The sequence below is a fragment of the Streptomyces angustmyceticus genome, from assembly GCF_040701845.1.
Classification (GTDB): domain Bacteria; phylum Actinomycetota; class Actinomycetes; order Streptomycetales; family Streptomycetaceae; genus Streptomyces; species Streptomyces angustmyceticus_A.
Genome location: NZ_JBFBHQ010000016.1, coordinates 99,546 through 126,141 on the forward strand (window position 1 = coordinate 99,546; position 26,596 = coordinate 126,141).

The following is a 26,596-nucleotide window of genomic DNA, read 5'->3' on the forward strand; positions in this document are numbered from 1 at the left end:
AGATCGGCACCCCTGCCCAGCCATTAAAGTAAGGGGCATGACCGAGAGCCCCGCACATCCCGCCCTCTGGCCCGCCCCCCTCGCCGCCGGGGCCGTCGATGCCACCGTCACCGTGCCCGGCTCCAAATCGGTCACCAACCGCGGCCTGGTCCTGGCCGCCCTCTCCTCCGAACCCGGCTGGCTGCGCCGCCCGCTGCGCTCCCGGGACACGCTCCTGATGGCCGAGGCGCTGCGCACCCTGGGCGTCGGCATCGAGGAGACCGCGTCCTCCAGCTCCGCCGGCTCCGCCGCAGGGCCCGGCGGCGGCGAGGCCTGGCGGATCATCCCGGCGGGCCTGCACGGCCCGGCCACCATCGACGTCGGCAACGCCGGCACCGTCATGCGCTTCCTCCCCCCGGTCGCCGCGCTCGCCGACGGCCCGATCCGCTTCGACGGCGACCCCCGCTCCTACGAGCGCCCGCTCGGCGGCGTGATCGACGCGCTGCGCGCCCTGGGCGCCCGGATCGACGACGACAACCGCGGCGCGCTGCCGATGACGGTCTTCGGCAGCGGCGCCCTGGACGGCGGCCCGGTCGAGATCGACGCCTCCTCGTCCTCCCAGTTCGTCAGCGCCCTGCTGCTGTCCGCGCCGCGCTTCAACCAGGGCGTCGAGGTCCGGCACGTGGGCGCGGCCCTGCCCTCCATGCCGCACATCCGGATGACGGTCGACATGCTGCGCAGCGTCGGCGCCCAGGTGGACACCCCCGAGGCGGGCGGCGAGCCGAACGTCTGGCGGGTCACCCCCGGCGCCCTGCTCGGCCGCGATCTGGTCGTCGAGCCGGATCTGTCCAACGCCCAGCCGTTCCTGGCCGCGGCGCTGGTCACCGGCGGCAAGGTCACCATCCCCGACTGGCCCGAGCACACCACCCAGCCCGGCGACGCGCTGCGCGAGATCTTCACCACCATGGGCGGTTCCTGCGAGCTGACCGAGCGCGGCCTGACCTTCACCGGCAGCGGCCGGATCCACGGCATCGACGTCGACCTGAGCGAGGTCGGCGAGCTGACCCCGGGCATCGCCGCGGTCGCCGCCCTGGCCGACTCGCCCTCCACCCTGCGCGGGGTGGCGCACCTGCGGCTGCACGAGACCGACCGGCTGGCCGCGCTCACCAAGGAGCTCAACGAACTCGGCGGCGATGTCACCGAGACCGCGGACGGGCTGCACATCCGCCCGCGCCCCCTGCACGGCGGGATCTTCCACACCTACGAGGACCACCGGCTGGCCACCGCCGCGGCGGTCATCGGCCTGGCGGTCGGCGGAGTGGAGGTGGAGAACGTCGCCACCACCGCCAAGACCCTGCCCGACTTCCCCGCGATGTGGACGGACATGCTCGACCCGGCGTCCGTCGCCTCCCGGAGAGTCTGAGGGGGGTTCCGCCATGCGCCGCTACGGAAAGAACCCGGACGAGGACGACATCCGCGTCCGCCCCAATCCCAAGGGCAACCGTCCCCGCACCAACATCCGCCCCAAGCACGAGGACGCCGGCGAGGGCCTGGTCCTGACCGTCGACCGCGGACGTCTGACCTGCCTCATCGACGGGCGTACGGTCACCGCGATGAAGGCCCGCGAACTGGGCCGCAAGAGCGCGGTGGTCGGTGACCGGGTCGCCGTCGTCGGCGACCTGACCGGCACCAAGGACACCCTCGCCCGGATCGTCCGGGTCGAGCCGCGGACCTCGACACTGCGCCGTACGGCCGACGACGACGACCCGTTCGAGCGGGTCGTCGTCGCCAACGCCGACCAGCTCGCGATCGTCACCGCGCTCGCCGACCCCGAGCCCCGCCCCCGGCTCATCGACCGCTGCCTGGTCGCCGCCTACGACGCGGGCCTCGACCCGCTGCTGGTGCTGACCAAGTCCGATCTGGCGTCCGCGGACACCCTGTTGGAGTCCTACGGCGCGCTCGGCGTCCCCTACCTCGTCACCAACCGCGACGAACTCGCCGACGGCAGCGCCGCCGAGCGGGTGCGGGCCGCGCTGACGGGCCGTATGACGGCGTTCGTCGGGCATTCCGGGGTGGGCAAGACCACCCTGGTCAACTCCCTGGTCCCGGAGCGCCGCCGGGCCATCGGCCATGTCAACGCGGTCACCGGCCGCGGGCGGCACACCACCACCTCCGCACTGGCGCTCCCGCTGCCGGACGACTCGGGCTGGGTCATCGACACCCCGGGCGTCCGGTCCTTCGGGCTGCACCACGTGGACCCGTCGCGGGTCATCCACGCCTTCCCGGACCTGGAGCCCGGCACCGCGGGCTGCCCGCGTGCCTGCAGCCACGACGAACCGGACTGCGCGCTGGACGCGTGGGTCGCCGAGGGCCACGCCGATCCGGCCCGTCTCTACTCCCTGCGCCGCCTGCTGGCCACCCGCGAACGGCGCGAGGGCGACTGACCGACGACGTTTGCTGCCGCCGTCCGGGGTAAATGCATCATCACACCGAGCCCGGCGACGTGATCCACCAGGAACCGGTCGCCCGGACGGGGCCCGGACGAGTCGTGGTGATGTCCCGTCGGGGCCCACGGAGGACAGGCCCAGCTGACGGAGGCAATGGGATGGCGTGGCTGCTGGTGGTGGTGGCGGGGATCCTGGAGACCGGCTTCGCGGTCTGCCTCAAGCTCTCGCACGGCTTCACCCGCCTCTTCCCCACCATCGCCTTCGCGGCCTTCGCCCTCGGCAGCTTCGGCCTGCTGACGCTGGCGCTGCGCAAGCTCGACGTCGGCCCGGCGTACGCGGTGTGGACCGGCATCGGTGCGGCCGGCACGGCGATCTACGGCATGGTCTTCCTCGGCGACCTGGTCTCCACCCTCAAGATCGTCTCCATCACCATGGTCATCGTCGGTGTGGTCGGGCTGCAGCTGTCGGGCTCGGCGCACTGACCCCGCCGCGCCGCCCGGCATACGGCCGTGCGTGCGGGCGGGCGGCCGTCAACTCGTGTGCGGGGAACGCCCGTCCACCGCGCGCCGTCACGCCCCGTCACCTCCGCTCGCCCGGCGGCGCACCGGCCGGCACCCGGGCGAAGGCGCCCCGTACGAGCCGGGCCACCGCCTCCGCCTCCAGTTCCCCGCGCGAGCGCTGCGCCGGGATGCGTCCGGGGGCCTGCGCCGCGGCGGGAGCCGGCGGGGCGACGACACAGGCCAGGGTCAGCCGCGCCGCGGTCTCGCAGGCGGCGCCCAGGGCGGGCAGCTCCTCCGCGGGCCAGTCGGGCTCCAGTGCCGCGACCGCCTGGTCGCAGAAGCGGCCGACGAGCTCCGCGGGCCCCGGCAGCGGCCCCTCGGCCCGCGCCGCGGGTCGCCCCGCGGGGACGCCGGGACGGGCGGTGGCCGCCGCGGAGACGGCAGCTGCGGCAGTGACGGCCGTGGCGGCGGGCGGCGGTGTCGGGGCCGGCAGCCGGTCGCCCCAGCATCCGGTCAGCGCGGCCCTGACCAGGGGGTTGGCGCGGGCGGTGCGCAGGGTCCAGGCTGCCGCGGCCACCATCCGGCCCGCCGCGTCGCCCCGCGTCCCGGCGGCCGCCGCGCCCCGGGACAGCGCCCGGGCGACCCCGGCGAGGTAGCTCTCGGTCTCCCGGCGGACCAGGGCGCGGGCCAGCCCCTCCTTGCTGCCGAACTCGTTGTAGAGCGTCTGCCGGGAGACCCCGGCGGCGGCCGCGACGTCGACCATCCGTACGGCCGCCCAGGCGCGCTTCGTCAGCGCCGTATAGGCGGCATCGAGCAGGGATTCACGCGCTGCGGGCATCCGTCGCCTCCCCGGCCGCCGGCCCAGGTGGCCGGTGTGCGCACAGAATTGACGCGGCGCCAGATGGTGTCAAGGGTCGTCGCGGCCCCCGCCCGCCGCGGGTCCCGGGCTGTCACACGCCCGGCGGCGCATGGCCGTGTGGCTCCGGCGTATACCAGTCGATACTGTTCGCACATGCCCGACTATCACGATGATCTTCGCCTCGGCCATGTCCTCGCGGACGCCGCGGACGCCGCCACCATGGAGCGCTTCAAGGCACTCGACCTCAAGGTCGAGACCAAACCGGACATGACGCCGGTGAGCGAGGCGGACAAGGCCGCCGAGGAGCTCATCCGCGGCCAGCTCCAGCGGGCCCGGCCCCGGGACGCGGTGCTCGGGGAGGAGTTCGGCAGCGAGGGCACGGGGCCGCGGCGCTGGATCATCGACCCGATCGACGGCACGAAGAACTACGTCCGCGGAGTGCCGGTCTGGGCGACGCTGATCGCGCTGATGGAGCGCGGCGAGGGCGGTGACCGCCCGGTCGTCGGCATCGTCTCCGCGCCGGCGCTCAACCGCCGCTGGTGGGCCGCCGACGGCCTGGGGGCCTTCACGGGCCGCAGCCTGACCTCCGCGACCCGGCTGCGGGTCTCGCAGGTCGGCCGCATCCAGGACGCCTCGTTCGCCTACTCCTCGCTGACCGGCTGGGAGGAGCGCGACAAGCTGCCCGGGTTCCTCGACCTGAGCCGGGACTGCTGGCGCACCCGCGGCTACGGGGACTTCTGGCCGTACATGATGATCGCCGAGGGTTCGGTGGACATCTGCGCGGAGCCGGAGCTCTCGCTGTGGGACATGGCGGCGTGCGCGGTGGTCGTCAAGGAGGCCGGCGGACAGTTCACCGGCCTGGACGGCAAGCCGGGCCCGCACAGCGGCAACGCGGCGGCCTCCAACGGCCTGCTGCACGAGGATCTGCTCGGATATCTCGGCGACTCCCCCCGCTGACCTGCGACGGGACGGGTATTCGGACACCCGTCCCGCGCTTGCCCCTTGTTGCATCGACGCAGGCATGTGAACATGAGAATCCCCCAGTTTGTGAACTTGTGAATCCTTTCGCAAGGCACATTCACCAAGGAGGTGGCTCCACTCCATGCCCATGCACGTCAAAGACGCCATGAGCACGGTGGTCCTCACCATCGGGCCCGCCCACACGCTCCGTCAGGCGGCGCAGCTGATGGCGGCCCGCCGCATCGGCGCGGCCGTGGTCCTCGACAACGACAACAGCGGCATCGGCATCCTCACCGAGCGCGACATCCTCAACTCCCTCGGCGCGGGCGAGAACCCCGACCGGGAGACCGCACAGACCCACACCACCTCGGACGTGGTCTTCGCCGCTCCGGACTGGACCCTCGACGACGCCGCGGACGCCATGGTGCGCGGCGGCTTCCGCCATCTGATCGTGCTCGACGACCATGAGCCGGTCGGCGTGGTGTCCGTGCGCGACATCATCCGCTGCTGGTCGGCCGCCACGGAACGGGCCGACGCCGAGCGGGCCGACGCCGTGCCGGCCTGAACCGCGAACGGCTCCGGCGGCGAACACCCCGGCGCCACCCGCACGAAGAGGCCGGAGCCCCATGGCATCCGGCCTCTTCGGTTATACGGCAAGCGGCACTTGAGCAACCCCCACGGCGATCAACCACCTCCGCGAAAGCGGCGGCGGCTCAGCCGCACAGGAAGCCCACTCAGCCGCGCAGGGCCTGGACCGCGGCCTCCAGCCGCTTGCCGTAGTCCGCGTCCGCCTTGCGGAAGTTCTCTATCGCGCGCTGGGCGATGTCGTCGCGGGAGACCTGGGCGATGAAGCCCGCCAGGTTGCCGATCAGGCGCTCCTTCTCGTCCTCCGCCATCAGGCGGTAGAGGGTGCCGGCCTGGCCGAAGTCGTCGTCCTCGGAGTGCGAGGGCGCGGCCTGCTCGCCGGTGGCGCCGGTCACGGCGGCGGGCTGCCACAGCGGGCGGCCGGTCTCGCCCGGACCGCCGAAGCTGTTGGGCTCGTAGTTCTTCTGACCCGCGTGCCGGCCGTCGTACATCACGCCGTCCCGGCCGTGGGTGCGCGCCTCGGTGGCGTGCGGGCGGTTCACCGGGAGGTGGTCGGCGTTGATGCCGACGCGGTAGCGGTGCGCGTCGCCGTACGCGAAGAGGCGGCCCTGGAGCATCTTGTCGGGGGACGGCCCGATGCCCGGCACGAAGTGGTGCGGGGAGAACACCGACTGCTCGACCTCGGCGAAGATGTTCTGCGGGTTGCGGTTGAGCTCCAGCTTGCCGATCTCGATCGGCGGGTAGTCCTCGTGCGGCCAGACCTTGGTCAGGTCGAACGGGTTGAAGCGGTAGGCGGCCGCCTCCGCCGCGGGCATGATCTGCACCTGCACGGTCCAGCTCGGGAACTCGCCGCGCTCGATGGACTCCCGCAGGTCGCGCTGGTGGCTGTCGGCGTCCTCACCGGCGAGCTTGTCGGCCTCGGCCTGGGTGAGGTTCTTGATGCCCTGGTCGGTCTTGAAGTGGTACTTGACCCAGAAGACCTCGCCGGCCTCGTTGTTCCACTGGAAGGTGTGCGAGCCGTAGCCGTTCATGTGGCGGTAGGACGCCGGGATGCCGCGGTCGCCGAAGAGCCAGGTGACCTGGTGGGTGGACTCCGGCGACAGACCCCAGAAGTCCCAGACGTTGTCCGCCTCCTGCGAGCCGGTGTACGGGTCGCGCTTCTGGGTGTGGATGAAGTCGGGGAACTTGAGGGCGTCCTTGATGAAGAACACCGGGGTGTTGTTGCCGACGAGGTCGTAATTGCCCTCCTCGGTGTAGAACTTCAGCGCGAAGCCGCGCGGGTCGCGCACCGCGTCGGCGGAGCCGAGGTTGCCCGCGACGGTCGAGAACCGCAGGAAGGTCTCGGTCTGCTTGCCGACCTCGGAGAGGAACGCGGCGCGGGTGTAGCGGCTCACGTCCGCGGTCACCGTGAACGTGCCGTACGCACCGGCGCCACGGGCGTGCACGATCCGCTCCGGGATGCGCTCGCGGTTGAAGTGCGCGAGCTTCTCGATCAGGAGCTGGTCCTGGATGAGGCCGGGTCCGCCGATGCCGGCCGTCTCGCTGTTCTGGTTGTCCGCGACCGGAGCGCCGGACTCCGTGGTCAGCGGTCCGGTGGTGCTCTCTACCGACACGTGCGCCTCCTGAAAAGTCTTCTCCACCTGCCCTGGGCTTGCGCCGACCCCGATCCTACATTGGACAATGTCTAAGTCAAGAAGAACACGAACTTCGTACTCGATCCGGTGATGGACGGCCCACTGCTACCCTGGGTCTATCTGACTGATAGGTGATTGGCATGAGTGACCTGCTGGAACGGCTCCGAGGACGCGGCTGGCGGCTGACCGCGCAGCGACGCGTCGTCGCCGAGGTCCTCGACGGGGACCACGTCCACTACACCGCCGACGAGGTGCACGCGCGGGCCTCCGAGCGGCTCCCGGAGATCTCGCGCGCCACCGTCTACAACACCCTCGGCGAGCTGGTCTCGCTCGGCGAGGTGCTCGAGGTGAGCACGGACGGCCGGGCCAAGCGCTACGACCCCAACGCCCACCACGACCACCAGCACCTGGTCTGCTCCCGGTGCGGCACGATCCGCGACGTCCACGTCCAGGGCGACCCGCTCTCCGCGCTGCCCGAGCCGGAGCGCTACGGCTTCCAGGTCTCCGAGGTCACCGTGACCTACCGGGGCATCTGCCCCACCTGCAGCGCCCCGTCCTGAGGCCCGGGGAAACCGGCCCGCCTCCGGGCCGCCCCCGCACCGCGTCGCACCGCACGCCCCCCTGAGCCCGCGCCCGTCCGGCCGCGGGCTCCTTCGCGTGCCGTGCCCGCCCACGGGCCACCCCTTTCGTCGCACTGCCGGACCTCCCCACCCCACGCGTGCCCGCACACCCCTTGCCCGAATCTGACGACCCGTCATATCGTCGGCGCGCCGCGCCTTCCGGCCATCGGCCCTTTCCGGGCCCGGGCACCACGGCGGCACCCTGTCCGCACTCCGCAAGGAGCACCCCGTGGGAGAGCCGCACCCGCCGCCCGCAGCGCACCGCCCGCCCACCGACCCGACCGCCCGACCGCCGGCCCTGTGCGCCCGCGACCTGGCCCGCTCGTTCGGCCGCGGCAGCGCGGCACTGGCCGCCCTCGGCCCCCTGGACCTCGACATCGCACCGGGCGAGTTCGTCTGCCTCGTCGGCCCCTCCGGCTGCGGGAAGTCGACCCTGCTGCGGATCGCCGCGGGCCTGCTGCGGCCCGGCGAGGGCGAGCTGGCGATCCGTACGCACGCCGGCCGCCCGACCGCGATGATCTTCCAGGACTACGGCATCTACGACTGGAAGACCGTGCTGGCCAACGTCCGCTTCGGCCTGGACATCCAGCGCGTGCCCCGTAAGGAGGCCGACGAACGGGCCCGCTCCTGGCTCGCCCGCATGGGCTTGGCCGACTTCGCCGGCGCCTACCCGGCCACGCTCTCCGGCGGCATGCGCCAGCGCGTCGCCCTTGCCCGTGCGCTCGCCGTGGAGCCCGGGCTGCTGCTGATGGACGAGCCCTTCGCGGCCCTCGACGCCCAGCTGCGCACCCTCCTCCAGGACGAGCTGCTCGACCTCACCCAGACCGCCCGCACCACGACCCTCTTCATCACCCACAGCCTCGAAGAGGCCCTGGTGCTCGGCGACCGGGTCCTGGTGATGTCCGCCCGACCCGGCCGGATCATCGCCGAACGCCGCCCGCCGTTCGGCCGCCCCCGTACCGGCGCCGTCCGGGACACCCCCGAATGCACCGCCCTGAAGGCCGAGCTGTGGCAGCTGCTGCGCGGCGAGGTCGACGGCGCCGCCACCGCGCGCCCCGCCCCGGAGGGGACGGTCTCCGCATGACCGCCGCCCTCCGTCCGCCCGGTCCCGAGGACGGCCACGCCGCGACCGACCGCCTCCTCGTCCGCCGCCCCGGCCCCGCGGAACTGCGGCCCCGGCGCACCCACCGCCGCCGGCGCACCCTGGAGCTCTCCCTCGCCGTCGCCGTTCCGCTGCTGCTCGTCCTGCTGTGGCAGCTGGCCGCCGACCGGGCCTGGATCGACGCCCGCATCTACCCCGCACCGTCCACGATCCTGGCCGACGGATGGGACCGTGCCCTGGCCGGCGACCTGTGGCCGGACGTGGCGGCCACCCTCCGGCGCGTCCTGGCCGGCTACGCCCTCGGCACCGTCTCCGGCTACCTCCTGGGGCTGCTGATGGGCTCGCTGCCCCTCGTACGGGCCGCCCTGGAACCCCTCCTGGACGCCCTGTACGTCGTCCCCAAGCTCGCCCTGCTGCCGGTCTTCCTCAACATGTTCGGGCTCGGCGAGGGGCCGCAGGTCGCCCTCGTCGCCGCCACCGTCTTCTTCTTCGTCTGGATCTCCACTATGGCGGCGGTGCTGGCGATCCCCTCCGGGCACCGCGACGCCGGCCGGGTCTTCGGCGCGAGCCCCTGGCAGATGTTCCGGCACGTCCTGCTGCCCGCCTCGCTGCCCGCGGTCCTGGTGGGCGCCCGGATCGCCGCGGGCGTGGCCGTGCTGGTCATCGTCGCCTCGGAACAGATCGCCGCCACCGACGGCCTCGGCCATCTGATCTTCGACTCCCGCGCCCTGTTCCAGAACGACGTGATGTGCGTCGGCATCGTCTGCGTGGCCGTCCTCGGCGTGCTCTTCTCCGAGCTGGTGCGGCTGGCCGGGCGCGTCCTCACCCCCTGGGCACCCCGCGACCGCGGCCGGTCCGGGAGCTGATCCGCCGCACCCCCCGTCCGCTCGCCGCCGCCCCGTACGGAGGTCCCATGCGCCCCCGCACCACCGTCGCCGCGCTCCTCGCCGCACTCGCCCTCGGCGCGGGCTGCTCCGCCGCCCCCGAGGACGGCGCGCCCGCCGCCGGCCCCCGCACCATCCGCCCCGTGGCGGGCTGCGGCAACGCCTCCTGGACCGACCCCGCCGACCTCGCGCCGGACCGTGCCCCGGCGCGCTGTGCCAAGGGCGCCCCGGCCCCGCGCCCCCTCGCGAAGCGCCGCACGCTCACCGTCGCCACCGGCACGCTCGGCGCCGAGTACGTGGCCCCGCTGCGGCTGGCCCTGGCCAGGGGCGAGTTCCGCAAGGAGGGCCTGGACGTCCGCCTGAAGGTGCTGCCCACCCCGGAGGCGCTGCCGCTGCTGGCCAAGGGCGATCTGGACGCGCTGTGGGCGGCCCCGGAGGCCGCGGTCGTCGGCGGCGTCAACGGCGGCTTCGACATCCGCTGGGTGGCCGGCAACTTCTCCCCCGGCCCGGGCTCCAGGAGCGGTCTGTGGGTGCGCCTGAAGAACGGCGAGAGCGCCTCGTCGGTCTCCCTGCGGGGAGCACGGCTGGGCACCATGATCGGAAAGGGCTCCGTGATCATGTACCCGATGGCCGCCGCCTTCGCCGGGCACGGCGCCGACCTGCGCTCCGTCGCCTTCCAGCAGCTCGGCTCCGCCGACGTCCTGACCGCCCTGACCGGCGGCGGGGTGGACTCCGCCTGGCTCCTCGACCCCGTCTGGCGCCGGGTCGACGGCGACCCGGGGTACGCCTTCCTCGGCGGCCAGCCCCGGGGCGAACCGCTCGGCGGCGCCCTGTACGGCCCGAACCTGCTCCAGCGGGACCCGGACGCCGGCGTCGCCTTCCTGCGGGCCTACATCCGCACGGTCAACACGTACTTCGCCGGCGACTACAAGGCCGACGGCGCGTTCGTCGCCGAACTGGCGCGGCTGCTGAAGACCGATGCGAAGACCCTCGCCTCGGTGCCGTCGCTGCGGATGGACTGGGAGATCAGAAAGGGCACCGCGGCCCGACTCCAGAAGGCCTACCGGGACAGCGGCGTCACCAAGGGGGCACCCCTGCCGGAGAGCCGGCTCGTCGACCGCGGCCTGTACGCGGAGGCCGTCGGCCACCGGCCGCGGCGGTAGACATGACGAAGGCCCGGACTCCCATGGAATCCGGGCCTTCGTCGTGCAGTAGCGGGGACAGGATTTGAACCTGCGACCTCTGGGTTATGAGCCCAGCGAGCTACCGAGCTGCTCCACCCCGCGTCGTTGTGGTCCCAACCTTAACCCCAGGCCGACGACCAGCGCAAATCCCTTCGGTGCCGCCCGGGGCCCGTCCCTGCGGACCGGCCCCGGGCCCCCGGACACCTCTGGGGCACCCGCTACGCGCTGAGCTCCTCCTGGAGCGCCGTGCGCAGCCGCGCCGCCCGCTCCGCCACCTCCGGCGGCCCCAGCTCGACGGCGCGCGCACACCAGCTCTGCGCCTCCGCGAGCGCGCCGCGCCGGGCCGCGAGCAGCGCCAGCCGCAGCGCCGCCCGGCCGTGGCCGGTCTCGGCGGCGCGCTGCCACCACAGGGCGGCCTCGGGGAGGCTGCCCTCGCGGGCCAGCAGCAGCCCGAGGTTGAAGGCGCCGTTGCGGCTGCCCGCCTCGGCCGCCGCGCGGTACCACTCGGCGGCCTCGACGGCGTCCCCGCGGGCCGCCGCGAACATGCCAACCCGGACCTGGGCGCGCCGATGCCCCTGGCGCGCGGCCCGCTCGTACCACTGCACGCTCTCGTCGTCGGCCGTGCGCTCGTCGTCCGCCCGTCCCTCGCCCGCGGCGGCCGCCCTGCGGTCGAGGAGGTCGGCGAGCCGGAAGGCCGCCTCGGCACTGCCGCCGCCGGCCGCACAGCGCAGGTTGCGCTCCGCGTCCTGCAGGTCGCCGTCGCGCAACTGCACGGTGGCGACCTGGAGCGCCGCCTCGGTGTGCCCCGCCGCGGCCGCCCGCTCGTACCAGGTGTGCGCCGTACGCTCCGCGCCGCGGCCGGTGTGCAGGATGCCGAGGTTGAACGCGGCGTCCACGCTGCCCGCCTCGGCCGCCTTGGAGAACCATGGTTCGGCCCCCGCGGCGTCGCCGCGCTGCAGCAGCAGGATGGCGAGCGCGTTGGCGGCCTCGCGGTGTCCGGCGTAGGCGGCCCGGCGGTACCACTGCTCGCCGCGCCCCTCCCGGCCCTGCTCCGCGCAGAGCAGCCCGATGTTGTAGGCGCCGTTCACGTCCCCGGCGTCCAGCGCGACGCGGTACCAGCGCTCGGCGGTCTGCAGTTCGCCACGGTCGGCGTGCAACGCGCCCAGCGCATTGGCAGCGTTGCCATCGCCGTCCTGGGCGGCCCGCCGCCACCACTCCGCGGCGCTCTCCTCGTCCCCCGCGTCGCGCAGCAGGAAGCCCAGCGCGCAGGCCGCACGGGCCTCACCGTCCTTGGCGGCCGACAGGTACCAGCGCCCCGCCTCCTGGACGTCGCCGCGCTCCTCCAGCAGCGCGCCCAACTGCAGCGCGGCACGCCGGTGGCCCCGCGCGGCGGCCTGCCGGTACCACTGCTCGGCCTCCTCCTGCCGGCTCAGCTCGCCGTACGCTGGGACCGCGCCCCGGTCCGCGTCGCGGCCGTCCTCGACGAGCCGGGCGAGGCGGTAGGCGGCCTCGCGGTGGCCGCGCTCGGCGGCCGTACGGAACCAGCGCTCGGCGCCGATGTCGCCGCGGTGCTCCAGCAGGTCGGCGAGTGCGTACGCGCCCAGGCAGTGGCCGGACTCGGCGGACTGGCGCAGCCAGTACTCGGCGGCCGGCTCGTCGCCCCGCTCGCGGTAGTGGCGCCCGAGGGCGTGCGCGGCGGCGGCGGATCCGGCGACGGCCGCGATGCGCCACCAGCCGGCCGCCTCGTCCCCGTAGCCCCGCTGGTGCAGCAGCACGCCGAGGTTGTTGGCCGCGGCACGGTCACCGGCGGCGGCCGCGGAACGCAGATGCGGCTCGGCGCCGTCGAGGTCACCGCGGCGCAGCAGCATCGCGCCCAGGGCGCTCATGGCGGCGGTGTCGCCCGCCTCGGCAGCCCGGCGGTGGCCGGACTCGGTCACGGCATCGGACGCGTCGGCGGCCTCGGCGGCGTCCATCGCGTCCATCTGCAGCTCGGGTTCGCGCCCGTCGTCGGGCGCATGCACAAACCGGTCCGTCTCCAACAACCTTGCCTTGTCCCCCATAAGACCCATCGTCGCATCACCTGTAGCCCGCGTACACCTGGTATACCGCAGCCAGTGAGGTCACTTCAGCGGTTTGTCGACTTCCCGACACGACGACTTGGCAAACTCAAGCACACACCTTCCCCACATCGGCTGCGCGACCCGGCTTTGACCGGTAATTGCCGGAACACATGACGAAGGCCCGGATCCTGGAGGATCCGGGCCTTCGTCTTCTGGTAGCGGGGACAGGATTTGAACCTGCGACCTCTGGGTTATGAGCCCAGCGAGCTACCGAGCTGCTCCACCCCGCGTCGTTGTGTCCTCAAGGTATCACGGCAGCGGGGCGGCCACCGACGCCGCCGCGGCACCGGTGGCCGCCGGTTCGCACCGACGGCCACCGGGCCGGGACGTCCGGCCGGCTCAGCCGCTCGGCTTGCCGCCCTTCTCGGAGGCCTTCGCCGCCCGGTCGAGCGCCGCCTTGAGCTTCTTCTGGGCCTCGCCGTAACCGGCCCAGTCGCCCGAGGCGCGCGCCTTCTCGCCCTCTTCATAGGCCTTCTGCGCGTCGCCCAGGGCCTGCTGCACGGTCTGCCCGGACGGGGGCTGCTGACTGGTGTCGCCGCCGCCCGGCGGGTTCTGCGTCCCCGTACTGGGCGCCTTCTTGCCGAAGACCACGTCCAGCGCGTCCTTGAGGGAGTCCTCCAGGACGGGCTTGTTGTCGCCGTAGCTGACCAACACCTTCTTCAGCAGCGGGTAGTTGGTGTTGGCTCCGCGCAGGTACACGGGTTCGACGTAGAGCAGCCCGCCGTCCAGGGGGACGGTCAGCAGATTGCCGTACTCGATTTCCGAGTCACCGAGCTTCTTGAGGATGTTGAGCTCATTGGCGATGTTCGGATCGGAGTTGAACTTCGACTGCACCAGCTGCGGGCCGGGCACCGGCGTCTGCGAGGGCAGTTTCAGCAGTCTGATCTTGCCGTAGTCGCCGCTGGTGGCATTGGCGTCGACGGCCATGAACGCACCGAGGTTGTCACGCTTGTTGGGCGTGAAGGTCGTCGTCAGCGAGAACGTCCGGTTCTTCTGGTCCGGCATCTTCATGCTCAGGTAGTACGGCGGAACCGCGTTGACCGACTTGGTCGTCGGGTCGTTCGGGATCTGCCAGCGCTCGGAGCCGGTGTAGAAGGTCCCCGGGTCCGTGACGTGGTACGTGGTCAGCAGCTGGCGCTGCACCTTGAAGAGGTCCTGCGGGTAGCGCAGGTGTTCCCGGAGCGCCGGGCTGATGGCGCTCTTCTTCTCGACCGTGCCGGGGAAGGACTTCATCCAGGTCTTGAGGACCGGGTCCTTCTCGTCCCACTGGTAGAGCTTCACCGAACCGTCGTAGGCGTCGACCGTCGCCTTGACGGAGTTGCGGATGTAGTTGACCTGGTTCTGCTGGGCCACCACCGCCCGCTGGCCGTCGGTGAGCGAATCGGCCGTGCTGTCCCCGAGTGTGGTGCGCGAGGCGTACGGGTAGCCGTTGCTGGTGGTGTAGGCGTCCACTATCCACTTGATCCGGCCGTCGATGACCGCCGGGTAGGCGTCGCCGTCGATGGTCAGCCAGGGGGCGACGGCCTCGACGCGCTCCTTGGGCGTGCGGTTGTACAGGATCCGTGAGCCCTTGCCGATCGCTCCGGAGTAGAGGATCTGCGGCTCCCCGAACGCCACCGCGTAGGCGGCCCGGTTGACGGGGTTGGCGAGGTTGACGCCGCTGTTGCCGCGGTAGCTGTAGCTCTTCTCGCCGCTGTCGTCGGAGTAGTCCAGTTCCTTCTGCGGACCGCCGACGATGGAGTACTGCGAGGTCTTCTCGCCGTAGTACACCCGCTGCTGGTACGGCGGCAGCTGCCCCTTGGCCGGCAGGTCCGACTCGGTGTACTTCGGGCCGCCGCCGTCGGCGGCCTCGGTCCCCTTGGCGGCGACCGCGCCGTAGCCGTGGGTGTACTTGAAGTGGTCGTTGATCCAGTTGCGCTCGGGGATGCCGGCGATGTTCAGCTCGCGCAGACCGATGACGGTGTCCTGCTCGGCACCGTCCTTGTCCTTGTAGCGGTCGACGTCGAGGGTGGAGGGGAACTGGTAGTACCCGCGCACCTGCTGCTGTTGCTGGAAGGCCGGCGAGACCACGTTCGGGTCGAGCAGGCGCATGCTGGCGGTGGTGTCGGCGTCGTCGCGCAGCCGCTGGCCGTCCGCCTTGTCGGCGGGCTTGTAGTCGCCCTTGTACGGCGTGACGCGGGAGTCCTGGATGTCGTACGCGTCCCGGGTCGCCTTGATGTTCTGCTTGATGTACGGCGCTTCCTTGGCCTGCTCGTTCGGCTGGACCTGGAACTTCTGCACGATCGCCGGGTACAGCCCGCCGATCAGGATCGCCGAGAGCACCATCAGGCCGAAGCCGATCACCGGCAGCTGCCACGTCCGCCGCCAGAGGGTGGCGAAGAACAGCACCGCGCAGATCGCCGCGATGAAGAACAGGATCGTCTTCGCCGGGAGGTAGGCGTTGGCGTCGACGTACCGCAGGCCCGTCCAGTTGTCGGCCGACTTCAGGCCGCTGGACTTGACCGCCAGGCCGTACCGGTCGAGCCAGTACGCGATCGCCTTGAGGGAGACGAAGATGCCCAGCAGCACCGACAGATGGCCGGTGGCGGCCGCGGTCGCCCGCGAACCGGGGCTGGTCAGCCGCAGCCCGCCGTAGAGGTAGTGCGTCAGGGCCGCGGCGACCAGGCACAGCACCGCGCAGGCGAAGCCGAAGCTCAACAGGAAGCGGTACCAGGGCAGATCGAAGGTGTAGAAGGCGATGTCCTTGCCGAACTGCGGGTCCGTCTTGCCGAAGGGCACGGCGTTGACCCACTGCAGCCAGGTCCGCCACTCCCCCGAGGCGGAGGCACCGGCGATCAGGCCGATCACCGCCGTGACCGCGATCAGCGCCCACTTCTTGAAGGGCGCGAGGCCCATACGGTAACGGTCCAGGCTCTGCTGCTCCACGGACATCGCGCTCAGCGGCGGCCGCAGCCGGTGCGCCAGCCAGACGTTGACGCCGACGGACGCCGCCATCACGACGCCGAAGGCGAAGAACAGACCGATCTTGGTCCACAGGGTGGTGGTGAAGACCGAGGAGTACTTGACCGACCGGTACCAGAGCCAATCGGTCCAGAACCCCGCAAACATCACGAAGAGCATGGCCAGTACGGCCAGCACACCCAACGTCATGAGCAGGGTCCGGATCCGCCGCGATGGTCGGCCGACTCTGATCCGTGGCCCTGTCGGGCCTCCGCCGCGGTCCGGCATCTGGAAAGCCAAGGTGCGCACCTCGAAGTTCGCTGTCGTGTGGAGCAGGCCCGGCGATAGTAGGACCCACCGATGCAACTTACGAAGGCTTTACTCAGTTCCCGCTTTCCGGGGTACACAAGGCACGATGTTGAGCATGACCAACCTCCCCGTTGACGGCACCCCCCTCGCCGCCGACCCCCTGACCCGCGCGGTGCTCGAGATCGACGAGTACAGCGCCGGGCTCGGCTGGGACCAGCCCGCCCGACTGTTCGCCCTCGTCGACACCGCCAAGCTGCGGGCGCAGGAGCCCTCGCTCGCCGCCCAGCTCGGCATCGACGACTCCTCCACCGCGTCCCTGACCCCCGTGGAACAGGACGAGATCCCGGCGGGCGTCCCGCTGGACGAGTTCCTCGCCACCATTGCCTGGCCCGACGCCGTCACCGGCTGCGCCCTGACCGTGGAGCGGCTGATGCTGCCCCCGTCCGCCGAGGACTCCGAGCCCGCGGGCATGGACGAGGCCCGGCTCGCCAAGTGGGTCGCCGAGCACCCGGACCGCCAGGAGGTCCGGATGACGGTGGCCGTGCTGCGGGACGGCCGGCGCGAGTCGGCGCTGCGGCTGCGCGAGAAGGACTCCACGTCCGAGGTGCTCACCGGCGCGGCGCTGGTGCCGGGTCTCGCGGAAGCGCTCTCGGCGACGTTCGAGGGCTGAGCGCGGCCTGCCGGGCGGTGCCCGGGCCGGACCTGCGCGTCGTGGCCCGGGCGGCTGTCCGGTGTCGCCCCCGGGGGCGCCCCGGGGCGTCCTAGGAGTGGGCCGCGGGACTGCAGCTGGGCAGGCCCGCGGCGTCGCCCTTGCGGATCTTCTCCAGCGCCTTGACGGCGTCGCCTATGGTGCCGACCTTGACCAGGGTGAGCCCCTTGGGGGTGTCCTTGGCCGCGGCGGCGCAGTTCTCCTTGGGCGTCAGGAAGTACTGGGCGCCCTTGTCGCGCGCGCCGACCGTCTTCATCGAGATGCCACCGATCGGGCCGACCTTGCCCTTGTCGTCGATGGTGCCCGTGCCGGCCACGAACGCGCCGCCCGTCATGTCCCCGGGCGTGAGCTTGTCGACGATGCCGAGCGCGAACATCAGCCCGGCGCTGGGGCCGCCGACGTCGGCCAGCTTGACGTCGATGGGGAACGGGAAGAGGTGGTCCACCCCGGCCTGGATGCCCACGATGGCGCGGCCGTCCTCGGCCTTCTGCGTGGTGATCGCGATCTGCCGGGTGCCGGTCTCGGGCTTCTTGCCCCGCTTCTCCGCCGCGGCGGCGTCCTTGGCGGGGATGATCGTGAAGACGACCTTCTCGCCCGGCTTGTGCCGGGTGACCAGCTTGGCGACGTCACCGGCCTGCTTGACCGCCGTGCCGTCCACGGCCTTGATCACATCGCCCGCGTGCAGCCGCCCGTCGGCCGGCTTGTCCTTGACGACGGAACCGACGACCGTCTGGGCCGCGACCGGAATGTTCAGCTGGCGGAGGGCGGACGTCTTGGCGCTCTCCTGGGACTGGCTGAACTCCTCGGCGTTCTCCTGGTCGGCCTGCTCGGCCGTCTGCCCCTCGGGGTAGAGCGTCTTGTGCGGCACCACGGCGTTGTCATGATCGAGCCAGCCGTACACCGCCTCGAAGAGGTTCATGCGGTAGTCGGGGCCGGTGACGCGGACCGTGGTCATGTTGAGGTGACCGGTCGTCGGGTACGTCTTGCGCCCGGAGATCTGCAGCACCGGCTCGCCGTCGTGATCGCCGAGGGTGTTGACCGTCGGCCCCGGTGACATCTCGGAGTACGGCACGGGGATCAGCACCCCGGCGCAGAGCAGCGCGATCAGCATCAGGGTCGAGGCGAGCAGCGTCGCGGTGCGGCGTGGCATGGAACGACAGTACGGGACGGGTATGACAACCGGCCCGCGGGGCCGTCCGTACGAGGGCGAACGCCCGTCCGTACGCGCCGTGGTCACCGGGTGCGGCACCCGCCCTCGCGGACCGGCGGAAGGTCAGACGGGATCCGAGGCGGGGTCGGGAACGGAATGCTCCTTCTCCATGGCGTCACGGAACCGGGCGTAGCCCGCGAGTTCCGCGACGTCGCCGGCCTTGCGGTTCCGCAGGGCCCAGCTGCTCCACACCGCGGCAACCAGCCCGGCACCCACCGGAATCAGCAACCAGAGGAGCGCACCCATCAGCGACCTCCCAACCCCTTGTGACGACCGCGATCGAAGAATAAGCAGATTAACCATCTGCTGGCTCAACGCTCACGCCAGGGGGCGGGTTACGCAACCGGAACACAAGGCACCGGTTCGGCCTCGTTTTCGGAGGCCGCCACCCCGCGGCGACAGGGCCACTGCCTGCACGTCTGTCAGGTCGCCTGCCCCGGGAACGCGCCCTTACGCACGGAGGGCGGACCTCCGGTCCGCAGGACGGCGGCCGTAGGCCCGTCACCCGACCTCCACCCCCAGAAGAGGGTGCTACGCACCCACCCGCCCTCCCGTCACCCGACCTCCACCCCCAGAAGAGGGTGCTACGCACCCACCCATTCTTCGGCGCCGTCGGAGAACGTCTGGTGCTTCCAGATCGGTACCTCGTGCTTGAGGTCGTCGATCATCCTGCGGCAGGCCTCGAACGCCTCGGCGCGGTGCGGGCAGGACACCGCGACCACCACGGCCAGGTCACCGATGCGCAGATCCCCCACGCGGTGGACGGCGGCCAGCGCCCGCACCGGATAGTCGGCGATCACCTTCTCGGCGATCCGGCGCATCTCCGCCTCGGCCGTCGGGTGCGCGGAGTAGCCCAGGCCCTCGACGTCGGCGCCGTTGTCGTGCGAGCGGACCGTGCCGACGAACAGGGCCGTGCCGCCGGCCGCCGCGTCGCCCACGGCCGCGAACACCTCGTCCACGGACAGCGCGCGCTCGCGGATCTCCAGGAGCCGGATCGGATCCGGCGCGGCCTGCTCACCGGGGTGGTCGCGGCCGGGGGACGAGGGGGAGGGCATGCCAGGCATACCCCCATCGTGCCCTACGCGGGCACGGCGCGTAATGGCCGTTTCCACCGGCCGTCCGGGCCGCCGTATGGAGACTCCTCCAGGACGGCGGGCCCGGTTCCCCCTCAGATGCGGCGGCGGGCCTTACGGGCGCGGCGCACGAGTGCGGCGGTGCCCAGGAGGGCGACGGTGGCGCCCGCGGCGCCCGCGGCGGTGGCGTCCTTGCGGCCCAGCCGGCGGCCCGCGACGGTGTGCCGTCCGGCGACCTCCTCCAGGAGCTCGGCGAGCACCTCTTCGTTCGTCCACCGGGGGCGCCAGCCCGCATCGTGCAGCCGGCTGCCGCTGACCACCCACGGATGCATCGTGTACGCGAGGTCGCCGGCGGGCGACGGCGTCAGGCCGATGCGGTGCAGGCGGGCCGCGGCGCCCAGCGCCACCGAGGACGGCAGCTCCATGCGCCGGATGCCGGAGAGCTCCTCGACCTCCTCCTGCTCCAGCCAGCCGTCGCAGCCCACCGCCAGCTCGCCGTCGACCTTCTCCAGCGCGGCGAACTCCAGGGCGCTGACCAGGTCCTCGACGTGGCAGAACTGCCAGGCGGGGCGGGACCCGGCGACGACCAGGAGGCGGGGCGATTCGAAGTAGCGGGTCAGCGCGGTGTCCGTGCCGCCCACCAGGACGGTGGGGCGCAGCACGGTGACGTTCAGGCCGGGGTGCGCGCGGGGCGCGCGGTGGGCCAGGTGCTCGATCTCCAGGAGGTCGCCGACGCCGGTGGCGTCCGCGGTGGCCCGCAGCTCGGCGTCCTCGGCCAGGGGGACGTCGTTGTCGGGCAGCGCCCCGTAGACCATGGCGGAGGTGCACAGCACCACCCGGTGGACACCGGCGGCCGCGGCGGCGGTGAGCACGGTCTGGGTGCCGCGCACGTTGTAGGCGGTGCGCGCCGCGGCGTCGGTCTCCAGGTCGAGGTCGAGCGCCAGGTGGACGACGACGTCCGCGCCGCGCAGCTTGTCGGCGATGGCCGGGTCGCGGACGTCCAGGACGTGCCAGTGTGCCTCGGCGACGTCGCCGCGCCGCTCGTCGATGGCCACCACCTCCTTGACCTCGTCGGAGGCGACCAGGGCGCGCGTGAGCAGCGCGCCGACTCCGGAGGCGGCTCCGGTGACGGCGACCACGGGCCGGCGCAGCGGCCGGTCCGTGGCCCCGCCTGCGGTGTCGCCCGCCTGCTCGGTCTGGGCCGCAGCGTTTCGCGCTGCGCGAACGGTCGGATCTGGGGAACTCACCGGGCGTCTCCAGCGGTTGTCTTCAGTGCGAACGTGTGGTCATGCGTACGCACCAGGTGGCGTCCATCCTGCCGCAGCCACCGGGTCAGCGAAGCACCGAGCCCCGAAGCGGTCCGGGTGTCTACGCTGGAGGTGATGTCGGGCAGCCGCCGTCGGCCACCTGGTCGGCGGCCCTACGAGCCGAGGAAACCCGTGAGTGACACCCCATTTGGATTCGGCCTTCCGCCGGAGGAGCCGGAGGACGGCGACAACGGCAAGAAGAAGGGCGGCCAGGGAGGTAGCCAGGGCCCCGCGGACCCCTTCGGGTTCGGCAGCGGGAGCGGCGGCGCGGACAATCCGTTCGCGGCGCTCTTCGGCGGCATGGGCGGCCCGGGCGGCGAGATGAACCCTGGCGACCTGGGAGCCGCGTTCCAGAAGCTCGGCCAGATGCTCTCCTACGAGGGCGGCCCGGTGAACTGGGACATGGCCAAGGACATCGCGCGGCAGACGGTGGCGCAGGGCGCCGAGGACGGCAGCAAGGACGCGAGCCTGTCGCCGGGCGAGCGCGGTGCGGCCGAGGAGGCCGTGCGCCTCGCCGACCTGTGGCTGGACGGTGTGACGTCGCTGCCGTCGGGCTCCGGCTCGGTGGTGGCCTGGAGCCGCGCGGAGTGGGTCGAGGAGACCCTCCCGGTGTGGAAGGACCTGGTCAACCCGCTCGCCGAGCGCGTCGGAGCGGCCATGGGCGATGTCCTGCCCGGGGAGATGCAGGCCATGGCGGGCCCGCTGCTCGGGATGATGCGCTCCATGGGCGGCGCGATGTTCGGCACCCAGATCGGCCAGGCGCTGGGCGTGCTGGCCGGCGAGGTCGTCGGTTCGACGGACATCGGGCTTCCGCTGGGGCCGGCCGGCAAGGCCGCGCTGCTGCCGGGGAACATCGCGAGGTTCGGCGAGGGCCTGGGCGTTCCCGAGGAGGAGGTGCGGCTGTATCTGGCCCTGCGCGAGGCCGCCCACCAGCGGCTCTTCGCGCATGTGCCGTGGCTGCGCTCGCATCTGTTCGGTGCCGTCGAGGGCTATGCGCGCGGCATCAAGGTCGACACGACCAAGCTGGAGGACGTGGTCGGCCAGATCGACCCCCAGCACCCCGAGGAGCTGCAGAACGCCCTTCAGCAGGGCATGTTCCAGCCCGAGGACACCCCGGAGCAGAAGGCGGCGCTGGCCCGGCTGGAGACCGCGCTGGCCCTCGTCGAGGGCTGGGTGGACGCGGTGGTGCACGCCGCCGCCAAGCCGCACCTGCCGTCCGCCGACAAGCTCCGTGAGACGCTGCGGCGGCGCCGGGCCAGTGGCGGCCCCGCCGAGCAGACGTTCTCGACGCTGATCGGTCTGCAGCTGCGGCCGCGGCGGCTGCGGGACGCCTCGCGGCTGTGGGCGTCGCTGACGGACGCGCGGGGCCTGGAGGGCCGCGACGGCCTGTGGGAGCACCCGGACATGCTGCCGACGGCGGCGGACCTGGACGACCCGGACGGGTTTGTGCACCACGAGCAGCCGGACTTCTCCGAGCTCGACAAGATGCTCGGCGAGGCCGCGAGCGGCGGCAAGCCCGACCTGGGCAAGCCGGCCCCGGAGAGCGACGGCCCGGACGAGACTCCCGGCGAGGGCAAGGGCGACGGCGAGAAGTGAGTCTGCACGAGGACGCGGCGCGGGTGCTCAAGGAGTGGCCCGCGCCGTCCCCCGCCCAGGAGCAGCTGCGGCTGGCGTATCTGGATCATCTCGCCGCCCGTCCGGACGGCATGTGGAAGCCCTGCAAGGACGGGCACCTCACGGCCAGCGCCCTGGTGATCGATCCGGCCGGCGGCCGGGTGCTGCTGACCCTGCACCGCAAGCTGGAGATGTGGCTGCAGATGGGCGGCCACTGCGAGCCGGAGGACGCCTCGCTGGCCGATGCGGCGCTGCGCGAGGCGCGCGAGGAGTCGGGGATCGCGCGGGGACTGACGCTGCTGCCCGGCGGCCCGGTGCGGCTGGACCGTCATCACACGCCCTGCGCGATGCATCTGGACGTCCAGTACGCGGCGCTGGCCCCCGCGGACGCGGTGGCGGCGATCAGCGACGAGTCGCTGGACCTGCGCTGGTTCCGCTACGACGAGGTGCCCGGCGTCGCCGATACGTCGGTGGTGCAGCTGGTGGAGCGCACCCGCGCCCTCCTCTAGGGGCCCTCTGAAGGGGCCCGTGGGGCGCGGACCGGCATCGCACGCGCTGCGGCGTCTTGCCCTTCCCGGGGCGGGCGCCGCAGCGCGTCAACGGCCTGTAGAGGGCCGCCTGGCCGGCGACGTCACCGGCAGGCCGGTCAGTTGGTGAAGATGTTGCCCTGGTTCATGCCCCGCGCGCCCTGCTGGCCCATGCCGAACTGGGCGGCCATGCCGGACCCGATGACGGCGTTCTGCGGCGGCAGCAGCTCGCTGGGCTGGACCAGCGCGTAGCCCTGGCCGAGGAAGCTGAGTTCCCAGCCCTCGCCCGTGTTGCCGCGCCGGCGCCACACCCCGGAGGAGTGCGTCTGCGCCTGCATCTGCACCCGCAGCGAGGCGGACCAGGCGACCACCGCGTCGGCGTCGGCGTTGACGTACTTGTCGGGGGTGACCTGCAGCATCAGCGGCTCGCCGGAGGTCATCAGGACCACCTGGCCCTGCCCGGAGATGTTGAGCTGGTACTTGCCGGTGCCGGAGATGCCGTACTGGCTGTCGACGGAGACGACCTCCCAGTGGAGACGGGAGTCCAGCGCCAGGACGTAGCTGCTGTCGACGGTCAGGCCGTCGTGGTCGACGTCGACGACATGGACGTACTGGGCGAGGTTGGCCAGGTAGACCGTGCCCTGCCCGGAGACGCGCATCAGGTCGAGGCCCTCGCCGGAGTGCGCGCGGGTGCGGTGCTGGCCGGGCGTCTGGTAGTTGCCGTCGAATTCGAGCAGTCCCTGGTAGGCGACCATCGCGCCCTTGCGGGCGAGGAGGTCCTCGTGGCCCTGGAGGGAGACGCGCAGCAGCTGGCTGTTCTGCAGGGCGTAGCGGTCCTGGGTCTGTGCCTCGGTGAAGGCGAAAAGCGGACTCTGCATGGCGTGTTCGGTCCTCCCCCTCAGCCCCGGGCCCGGAGCCGGTCGGTGCTGTCCTCGCTGGGCTGGACGACGACGAACCCCTGGCCGGAGAAGCCCAGTTGGTACGCCTCGCCGCTGCCGCGTCCGATCATCGAGGACGCCTTGAAGCTGCGCTTGCCCTTCATCTTCAGGTTGGTCGACCAGGCGACCAGGGCGTCCGGGTCCACATACGTCTCGTCCTCGCCGCGGCCGCAGTCGACGACGATGGGCGTGCCCCGGGAGGTCAGGGCGACCCAGCCGGTGCCGGAGATCCCGACGTTGAAGAGCCCCTGGCCGGCGAACTTCGCCATGCCCTTGACCCGCTGCACGCCCCACTGGAGCTGTGCGTCGAAGGCGAGGAGGTTGGTGCCGTTGACGGAGAGCGAATCGCCGTTGAGGTTGATGCAGACCACGTCGGCGCCGTAGTCGGCGAGGTAGAGCAGGCCGTCTCCGGAGCACTTCATCAGGGGCGCGCCCTCGCCGGTGAGCCACTGGGAGGCCATCTGGCGGACGGCGGGCGGGTTCGGCTCGTACTGGACGAAGCCTTCGTAGGCGACCATCGAGCCGGTGCGGGCGAAGACGTCCTGGCCGCTCTGCATGGCGATCTTCACCATGGCGCTGCCGTGGTTCTCCATCCGGGCGGCGGGCGGGGTCGGGGCGTAGCCCGACAGCTGCTGCTGGTTCATGACGTGCGGGCTCCCTCAGACCTCGTAGGGCTGGACGACGATGAAATTGCCGGGCGCGCCGCGGAACTGGAGGTTCACGGTCTCGCCCGAGTGGCCGGGGAAGGCGTGCCGGCGCAGGCTCACCTGGCTGGAGATGATCACCTGCGAGCCCGCGGACCAGGCCACGATGGCGTTGGCGTCGGCGAAGGTCGTCGGGGTGACCGGCAGTACGACCGGGGTGCCCTGGGTCTTGACGACGAGGGTGCCGGTTCCCTGGAACTGCATGGTGAACAGGGCGCCACCGGGGATGCCGTGGCCCTCGATCCGGCGGACCTCGTGCTGCAGCGACTCGTCGAAGGCGAGGACGCTCTCGGCGGAGACGCAGAGGGCGTCGCCCTGCAGCTCGATGGGGTGGACGTGGGCGCTGTTCTCGGCGAAGAAGACCTGGCCCTGGCCGGTGCAGCGCATCAGCTGCATCTCCTGGCCGGTGGCGTTGCCGACGATCCGGCCGCGGAAGCCGGCGCCCTTGTAGCCGAAGTCGACCTTGCCCTGGTAGAGCACCATGCTGCCCTGGCGGGCGAGCACCGGCTGGCCGTCGACGCCGAGGTCGACCCGGATCAGCTTGCTGTTCTGCGGGGTCCAGCGCTGGCCGGTGGGGGCTTCCTTGTACTTGTCCAGGACGACGCCGAGGCTCGGGCCGCCGCCCTGGGGCACCGCCGGGGCCTGGCCACCGCCGTACGGGGCGCCCGGGGGCTGCTGCCCCGGCTGGCCGTAGGGGGCGGGCTGGCCCTGCGGGGGTCCGTATCCGCCGGGCGGCGGGGCGGGCTGGCCGTAGGGCGGTGCCTGCGGGGCCTGCTGACCGGGGAATCCGCCGGGCGCGGTCTGCTGCTGGCCGTACGGGTCCTGGCCGGGGGCCGGCTGGCCGTACGGGGCCGGCGGCTGCTGGCCGGGCGGGGCGAGCGGGGCGGCGATGGTGGGCGCGTTGTGCACCTGCGGGGCGGTGGGCTGGGGCGCGGCCGGGGGTGCTTGCGGCGCCCCCTGGGGCGGGCCGAAGTCGGGCGCGGGCTGCGGCGGCGCAGCGGGCGCGGCGGGCGGCGCGAAGGAGGGCGCGGGGGCGGCCGCACCGGACGGCGGCGCGAAGCCGGGCGCGCCCTGCGCCGTGGCGGGCGGCGCCGGGGCCTCGGCCTCCTCGGCGACCTCGCCGCCGAAGTTCTTCAGCAGCGCCTCCAGCCCGCCGTCGAAGCCCTGGCCGACGGCGGCGAACCGCCAGACGTCCTTGAGGTAGAAGTCGCCGAGCATGACGGCACGTTCGGTGCTGAACTCGCTGCCGTTGAAGGAGTAGCGGGCGACCTCTTCGCCGCCGGCCACGATCCGGAGGTAGCCGGGGCCGATCTGCGAGACCTGGCCGGCGCCGTCGAGCGCGGCGGTGAAGGAGAGCTTCCGGATCTGCGGGGGGATCTTGTCGAGGGTGACCCGGAACGACTCGCTGTCGCCGGCCTGCGCCCCGAGCAGCTGGATCGACTCCTCGGGCGATGTGGGCTGGTTGAAGAAGACGAAGTACCGGTCGTCGGACAGCCGCTCGTCGGCGTCCAGTCCGAAGCAGCTGATGTCGAAGGTGAGGCCGGGTCCGGCGATCTGCACGCCGACGTACAGATCCGTTCCCGCCGTCAGATCACCGATCTTGGCCTTGTGGCCCCGCTGGAATTCCCTGGCCATACGTAACGCCCGTCCCCCGCTCCGCTGTGAGTTCCTTCTGCGCGGCCAGGCTAACCGCTGGCGCCGACAGCGGGCGATGGCGGGGCGCGGCGGATGTGGTCCGGCTGCCGGTCAATCGCCGCGGGCGGCGGGCAGATGGGGCAGCCGGTCGGCCGCGACCACCCCTTCGAGGTAGCCGCGGGCCCGCTCGGTACGGGGGTAGGCCTCCAGCAGCCGCCAGAACCGGGGGCCGTGGCCGGGGACGAGCAGGTGGGCGAGTTCGTGCAGCAGGACGTAGTCGATGACGTACTCCGGCATGCCCTGCAGGCGGTGCGACAGGCGGATGCTGCCCTCCGCCGGGGTGCACGACCCCCATCGGGTGTTCTGGTTGGTCACCCAGCGCACCGACGCGGGGCGGGCCCGGCCGTCCAGATACTGGCCGGACAGCCGCTCGGCGCGCTCGGCCAGTTCGCCGTCGCCCAGCATCCGCTTGCTCTCCTGGGCGGCGAGCTTGTCCAGCATCACGGTGACCCAACGCCGCTCCTCCGCCTCGGACATCCGGGCCGGGATCAGGACGACGGTGCGGTCGCCCTCGCGGTACGCCGAGACCGTTCTGCGCCGCCGTGAGCTGCGGCGCACCTCGACGGCGCTGGTGCCCGGCCTGCGGGCGTCGGGGCTCGGGGCAGCCCTGCGCGGGGGGTCGGCGGCGCGGCGCAGGGGTGTCTCCCCCGGGCCGTGGGAGGGATCGGCGGGCACGCGCCCGACGTTACCCGCTGG

The 26,596-nt window shown here is 72.5% G+C and carries 24 protein-coding genes and 2 tRNA genes; 12 read left to right on the forward strand and 14 right to left on the reverse strand.

Features of this window, described 5'->3' with window-relative positions; genetic code table 11:
* Positions 1–37 precede the first annotated feature (37 nt).
* The 3 genes from aroA to AB0411_RS26780 all read left to right on the forward strand — a co-directional run bounded on the left by aroA (position 38) and on the right by AB0411_RS26780 (position 2,908).
* Positions 38–1,402: a 3-phosphoshikimate 1-carboxyvinyltransferase gene (gene aroA / locus AB0411_RS26770; protein ID WP_366419822.1), complete on the forward strand. Its 1,365-nt coding sequence runs from the start codon at positions 38–40 to the stop codon at positions 1,400–1,402.
* A 13-nt stretch (positions 1,403–1,415) separates the two neighbouring features.
* On the forward strand, positions 1,416–2,423 hold the full coding sequence (rsgA, locus tag AB0411_RS26775; RefSeq protein WP_366419823.1) for a ribosome small subunit-dependent GTPase A: 1,008 nt from the start codon (positions 1,416–1,418) through the stop codon (positions 2,421–2,423).
* A gap of 161 nt (positions 2,424–2,584) precedes the next feature.
* Positions 2,585–2,908 carry a DMT family transporter gene (locus tag AB0411_RS26780; protein WP_366419824.1) on the forward strand — a complete coding sequence of 108 codons (324 nt, stop codon included), beginning with the start codon at positions 2,585–2,587 and terminating at the stop codon, positions 2,906–2,908.
* Positions 2,909–3,005: 97 nt separating this feature from the next.
* Here AB0411_RS26780 and AB0411_RS26785 read toward each other — a convergent pair whose 3' ends face one another.
* Positions 3,006–3,764 (reverse strand): TetR/AcrR family transcriptional regulator, encoded by a 759-nt coding sequence (locus AB0411_RS26785; RefSeq protein ID WP_366419825.1) that lies wholly within the window; start codon positions 3,762–3,764, stop codon positions 3,006–3,008.
* A gap of 174 nt (positions 3,765–3,938) precedes the next feature.
* Here AB0411_RS26785 and hisN point away from each other — a divergent pair, with 174 nt between their 5' ends.
* Together hisN and AB0411_RS26795 are read left to right on the forward strand one after the other, a co-directional pair.
* Positions 3,939–4,742, forward strand: coding sequence for a histidinol-phosphatase (hisN, locus tag AB0411_RS26790; protein WP_086716808.1), 804 nt, complete (start codon positions 3,939–3,941; stop codon positions 4,740–4,742).
* Between the two features lie 151 nt (positions 4,743–4,893).
* A complete protein-coding gene (locus AB0411_RS26795; RefSeq protein WP_366419858.1) occupies positions 4,894–5,310 on the forward strand; it encodes a CBS domain-containing protein in 417 nt (138 codons plus the stop codon).
* A gap of 169 nt (positions 5,311–5,479) precedes the next feature.
* Here AB0411_RS26795 and AB0411_RS26800 read toward each other — a convergent pair whose 3' ends face one another.
* Entirely contained in the window at positions 5,480–6,943 is a 1,464-nt protein-coding gene (locus tag AB0411_RS26800) for a catalase (RefSeq protein WP_366419826.1), read from the reverse strand.
* Between the two features lie 161 nt (positions 6,944–7,104).
* On the opposite strand from AB0411_RS26800, the gene AB0411_RS26805 reads away from it, so the two are divergent.
* From AB0411_RS26805 to AB0411_RS26820, 4 genes are all read left to right on the forward strand, one after another.
* Positions 7,105–7,524, forward strand: coding sequence for a Fur family transcriptional regulator (locus AB0411_RS26805; protein WP_366419827.1), 420 nt, complete (start codon positions 7,105–7,107; stop codon positions 7,522–7,524).
* A gap of 289 nt (positions 7,525–7,813) precedes the next feature.
* Complete coding sequence (locus AB0411_RS26810) at positions 7,814–8,668, forward strand: ABC transporter ATP-binding protein (RefSeq protein WP_403147112.1); 855 nt, start codon at positions 7,814–7,816, stop codon at positions 8,666–8,668.
* Complete coding sequence (locus tag AB0411_RS26815; protein ID WP_366419828.1) at positions 8,665–9,552, forward strand: ABC transporter permease; 888 nt, start codon at positions 8,665–8,667, stop codon at positions 9,550–9,552. The genes AB0411_RS26810 and AB0411_RS26815 overlap by 4 nt, the downstream gene beginning before the upstream one ends.
* A 47-nt stretch (positions 9,553–9,599) precedes the next feature.
* Positions 9,600–10,733 (forward strand): ABC transporter substrate-binding protein, encoded by a 1,134-nt coding sequence (locus tag AB0411_RS26820; protein WP_366419829.1) that lies wholly within the window; start codon positions 9,600–9,602, stop codon positions 10,731–10,733.
* Between the two features lie 49 nt (positions 10,734–10,782).
* Here the strand turns inward: AB0411_RS26820 and AB0411_RS26825 are convergent.
* The 4 genes from AB0411_RS26825 to AB0411_RS26840 all read right to left on the reverse strand — a co-directional run bounded on the left by AB0411_RS26825 (position 10,783) and on the right by AB0411_RS26840 (position 16,024).
* A tRNA-Met gene (locus AB0411_RS26825) sits at positions 10,783–10,856 on the reverse strand.
* A gap of 116 nt (positions 10,857–10,972) precedes the next feature.
* On the reverse strand, positions 10,973–12,823 hold the full coding sequence (locus AB0411_RS26830; RefSeq protein WP_366419830.1) for a sel1 repeat family protein: 1,851 nt from the start codon (positions 12,821–12,823) through the stop codon (positions 10,973–10,975).
* A gap of 204 nt (positions 12,824–13,027) precedes the next feature.
* Positions 13,028–13,104 (reverse strand) — tRNA-Met (locus tag AB0411_RS26835).
* A 109-nt stretch (positions 13,105–13,213) separates the two neighbouring features.
* Positions 13,214–16,024 (reverse strand): UPF0182 family membrane protein, encoded by a 2,811-nt coding sequence (locus AB0411_RS26840; protein ID WP_366419831.1) that lies wholly within the window; start codon positions 16,022–16,024, stop codon positions 13,214–13,216.
* Between the two features lie 214 nt (positions 16,025–16,238).
* On the opposite strand from AB0411_RS26840, the gene AB0411_RS26845 reads away from it, so the two are divergent.
* Entirely contained in the window at positions 16,239–16,793 is a 555-nt protein-coding gene (locus AB0411_RS26845) for a PPA1309 family protein (protein ID WP_366419832.1), read from the forward strand.
* 91 nt (positions 16,794–16,884) lie between these two features.
* Here the strand turns inward: AB0411_RS26845 and AB0411_RS26850 are convergent, their stop codons facing one another.
* From AB0411_RS26850 to AB0411_RS26865, 4 genes are all read right to left on the reverse strand, one after another.
* On the reverse strand, positions 16,885–17,982 hold the full coding sequence (locus AB0411_RS26850; RefSeq protein ID WP_366419833.1) for a YlbL family protein: 1,098 nt from the start codon (positions 17,980–17,982) through the stop codon (positions 16,885–16,887).
* A 123-nt stretch (positions 17,983–18,105) separates the two neighbouring features.
* Positions 18,106–18,288 (reverse strand): hypothetical protein, encoded by a 183-nt coding sequence (locus tag AB0411_RS26855; protein WP_366419834.1) that lies wholly within the window; start codon positions 18,286–18,288, stop codon positions 18,106–18,108.
* A 338-nt stretch (positions 18,289–18,626) separates the two neighbouring features.
* Complete coding sequence (locus AB0411_RS26860; RefSeq protein WP_366419835.1) at positions 18,627–19,106, reverse strand: molybdenum cofactor biosynthesis protein MoaE; 480 nt, start codon at positions 19,104–19,106, stop codon at positions 18,627–18,629.
* A gap of 104 nt (positions 19,107–19,210) precedes the next feature.
* Complete coding sequence (locus tag AB0411_RS26865) at positions 19,211–20,362, reverse strand: SDR family oxidoreductase (protein WP_152104571.1); 1,152 nt, start codon at positions 20,360–20,362, stop codon at positions 19,211–19,213.
* 192 nt (positions 20,363–20,554) lie between these two features.
* On the opposite strand from AB0411_RS26865, the gene AB0411_RS26870 reads away from it, so the two are divergent.
* Entirely contained in the window at positions 20,555–22,018 is a 1,464-nt protein-coding gene (locus tag AB0411_RS26870; RefSeq protein ID WP_366419836.1) for a zinc-dependent metalloprotease, read from the forward strand.
* Positions 22,015–22,545 carry an NUDIX hydrolase gene (locus AB0411_RS26875; RefSeq protein ID WP_366419837.1) on the forward strand — a complete coding sequence of 177 codons (531 nt, stop codon included), beginning with the start codon at positions 22,015–22,017 and terminating at the stop codon, positions 22,543–22,545. Before AB0411_RS26870 ends, AB0411_RS26875 begins: the two co-directional genes overlap by 4 nt.
* Positions 22,546–22,682: 137 nt before the next feature.
* Here the strand turns inward: AB0411_RS26875 and AB0411_RS26880 are convergent, their stop codons facing one another.
* The 4 genes from AB0411_RS26880 to AB0411_RS26895 form a co-directional block, all read right to left on the reverse strand.
* On the reverse strand, positions 22,683–23,441 hold the full coding sequence (locus AB0411_RS26880) for an AIM24 family protein (protein ID WP_366419838.1): 759 nt from the start codon (positions 23,439–23,441) through the stop codon (positions 22,683–22,685).
* 20 nt (positions 23,442–23,461) lie between these two features.
* The gene (locus AB0411_RS26885; RefSeq protein ID WP_366419839.1) at positions 23,462–24,145 is read right to left on the reverse strand and encodes an AIM24 family protein; all 684 of its coding nucleotides are present in this window, start codon (positions 24,143–24,145) and stop codon (positions 23,462–23,464) included.
* A 15-nt stretch (positions 24,146–24,160) separates the two neighbouring features.
* Entirely contained in the window at positions 24,161–25,840 is a 1,680-nt protein-coding gene (locus AB0411_RS26890; protein ID WP_366419840.1) for a TerD family protein, read from the reverse strand.
* 111 nt (positions 25,841–25,951) lie between these two features.
* Positions 25,952–26,575, reverse strand: a complete 624-nt coding sequence (locus AB0411_RS26895) for a M48 metallopeptidase family protein (RefSeq protein ID WP_366419841.1) — start codon at positions 26,573–26,575, stop codon at positions 25,952–25,954.
* Positions 26,576–26,596 lie beyond the last annotated feature (21 nt).

Coding starts and splice junctions, on each gene's coding strand:
- AB0411_RS26780 (WP_366419824.1), top strand. CDS start 2,585: ATGGCGTGGCTGCTGGTGGTGGTGGCGGGGATCCTGGAGACCGGCTTC.
- AB0411_RS26860 (WP_366419835.1), bottom strand. CDS start 19,106: ATGCCTGGCATGCCCTCCCCCTCGTCCCCCGGCCGCGACCACCCCGGT.
- AB0411_RS26805 (WP_366419827.1), top strand. CDS start 7,105: ATGAGTGACCTGCTGGAACGGCTCCGAGGACGCGGCTGGCGGCTGACC.
- AB0411_RS26815 (WP_366419828.1), top strand. CDS start 8,665: ATGACCGCCGCCCTCCGTCCGCCCGGTCCCGAGGACGGCCACGCCGCG.
- AB0411_RS26885 (WP_366419839.1), bottom strand. CDS start 24,145: ATGAACCAGCAGCAGCTGTCGGGCTACGCCCCGACCCCGCCCGCCGCC.
- aroA (WP_366419822.1), top strand. CDS start 38: ATGACCGAGAGCCCCGCACATCCCGCCCTCTGGCCCGCCCCCCTCGCC.
- AB0411_RS26850 (WP_366419833.1), bottom strand. CDS start 17,982: ATGCCACGCCGCACCGCGACGCTGCTCGCCTCGACCCTGATGCTGATC.
- AB0411_RS26840 (WP_366419831.1), bottom strand. CDS start 16,024: ATGACGTTGGGTGTGCTGGCCGTACTGGCCATGCTCTTCGTGATGTTT.
- rsgA (WP_366419823.1), top strand. CDS start 1,416: ATGCGCCGCTACGGAAAGAACCCGGACGAGGACGACATCCGCGTCCGC.
- AB0411_RS26785 (WP_366419825.1), bottom strand. CDS start 3,764: ATGCCCGCAGCGCGTGAATCCCTGCTCGATGCCGCCTATACGGCGCTG.
- AB0411_RS26890 (WP_366419840.1), bottom strand. CDS start 25,840: ATGGCCAGGGAATTCCAGCGGGGCCACAAGGCCAAGATCGGTGATCTG.
- hisN (WP_086716808.1), top strand. CDS start 3,939: ATGCCCGACTATCACGATGATCTTCGCCTCGGCCATGTCCTCGCGGAC.
- AB0411_RS26820 (WP_366419829.1), top strand. CDS start 9,600: ATGCGCCCCCGCACCACCGTCGCCGCGCTCCTCGCCGCACTCGCCCTC.
- AB0411_RS26845 (WP_366419832.1), top strand. CDS start 16,239: ATGACCAACCTCCCCGTTGACGGCACCCCCCTCGCCGCCGACCCCCTG.
- AB0411_RS26795 (WP_366419858.1), top strand. CDS start 4,894: ATGCACGTCAAAGACGCCATGAGCACGGTGGTCCTCACCATCGGGCCC.
- AB0411_RS26880 (WP_366419838.1), bottom strand. CDS start 23,441: ATGCAGAGTCCGCTTTTCGCCTTCACCGAGGCACAGACCCAGGACCGC.
- AB0411_RS26830 (WP_366419830.1), bottom strand. CDS start 12,823: ATGGGTCTTATGGGGGACAAGGCAAGGTTGTTGGAGACGGACCGGTTT.
- AB0411_RS26855 (WP_366419834.1), bottom strand. CDS start 18,288: ATGGGTGCGCTCCTCTGGTTGCTGATTCCGGTGGGTGCCGGGCTGGTT.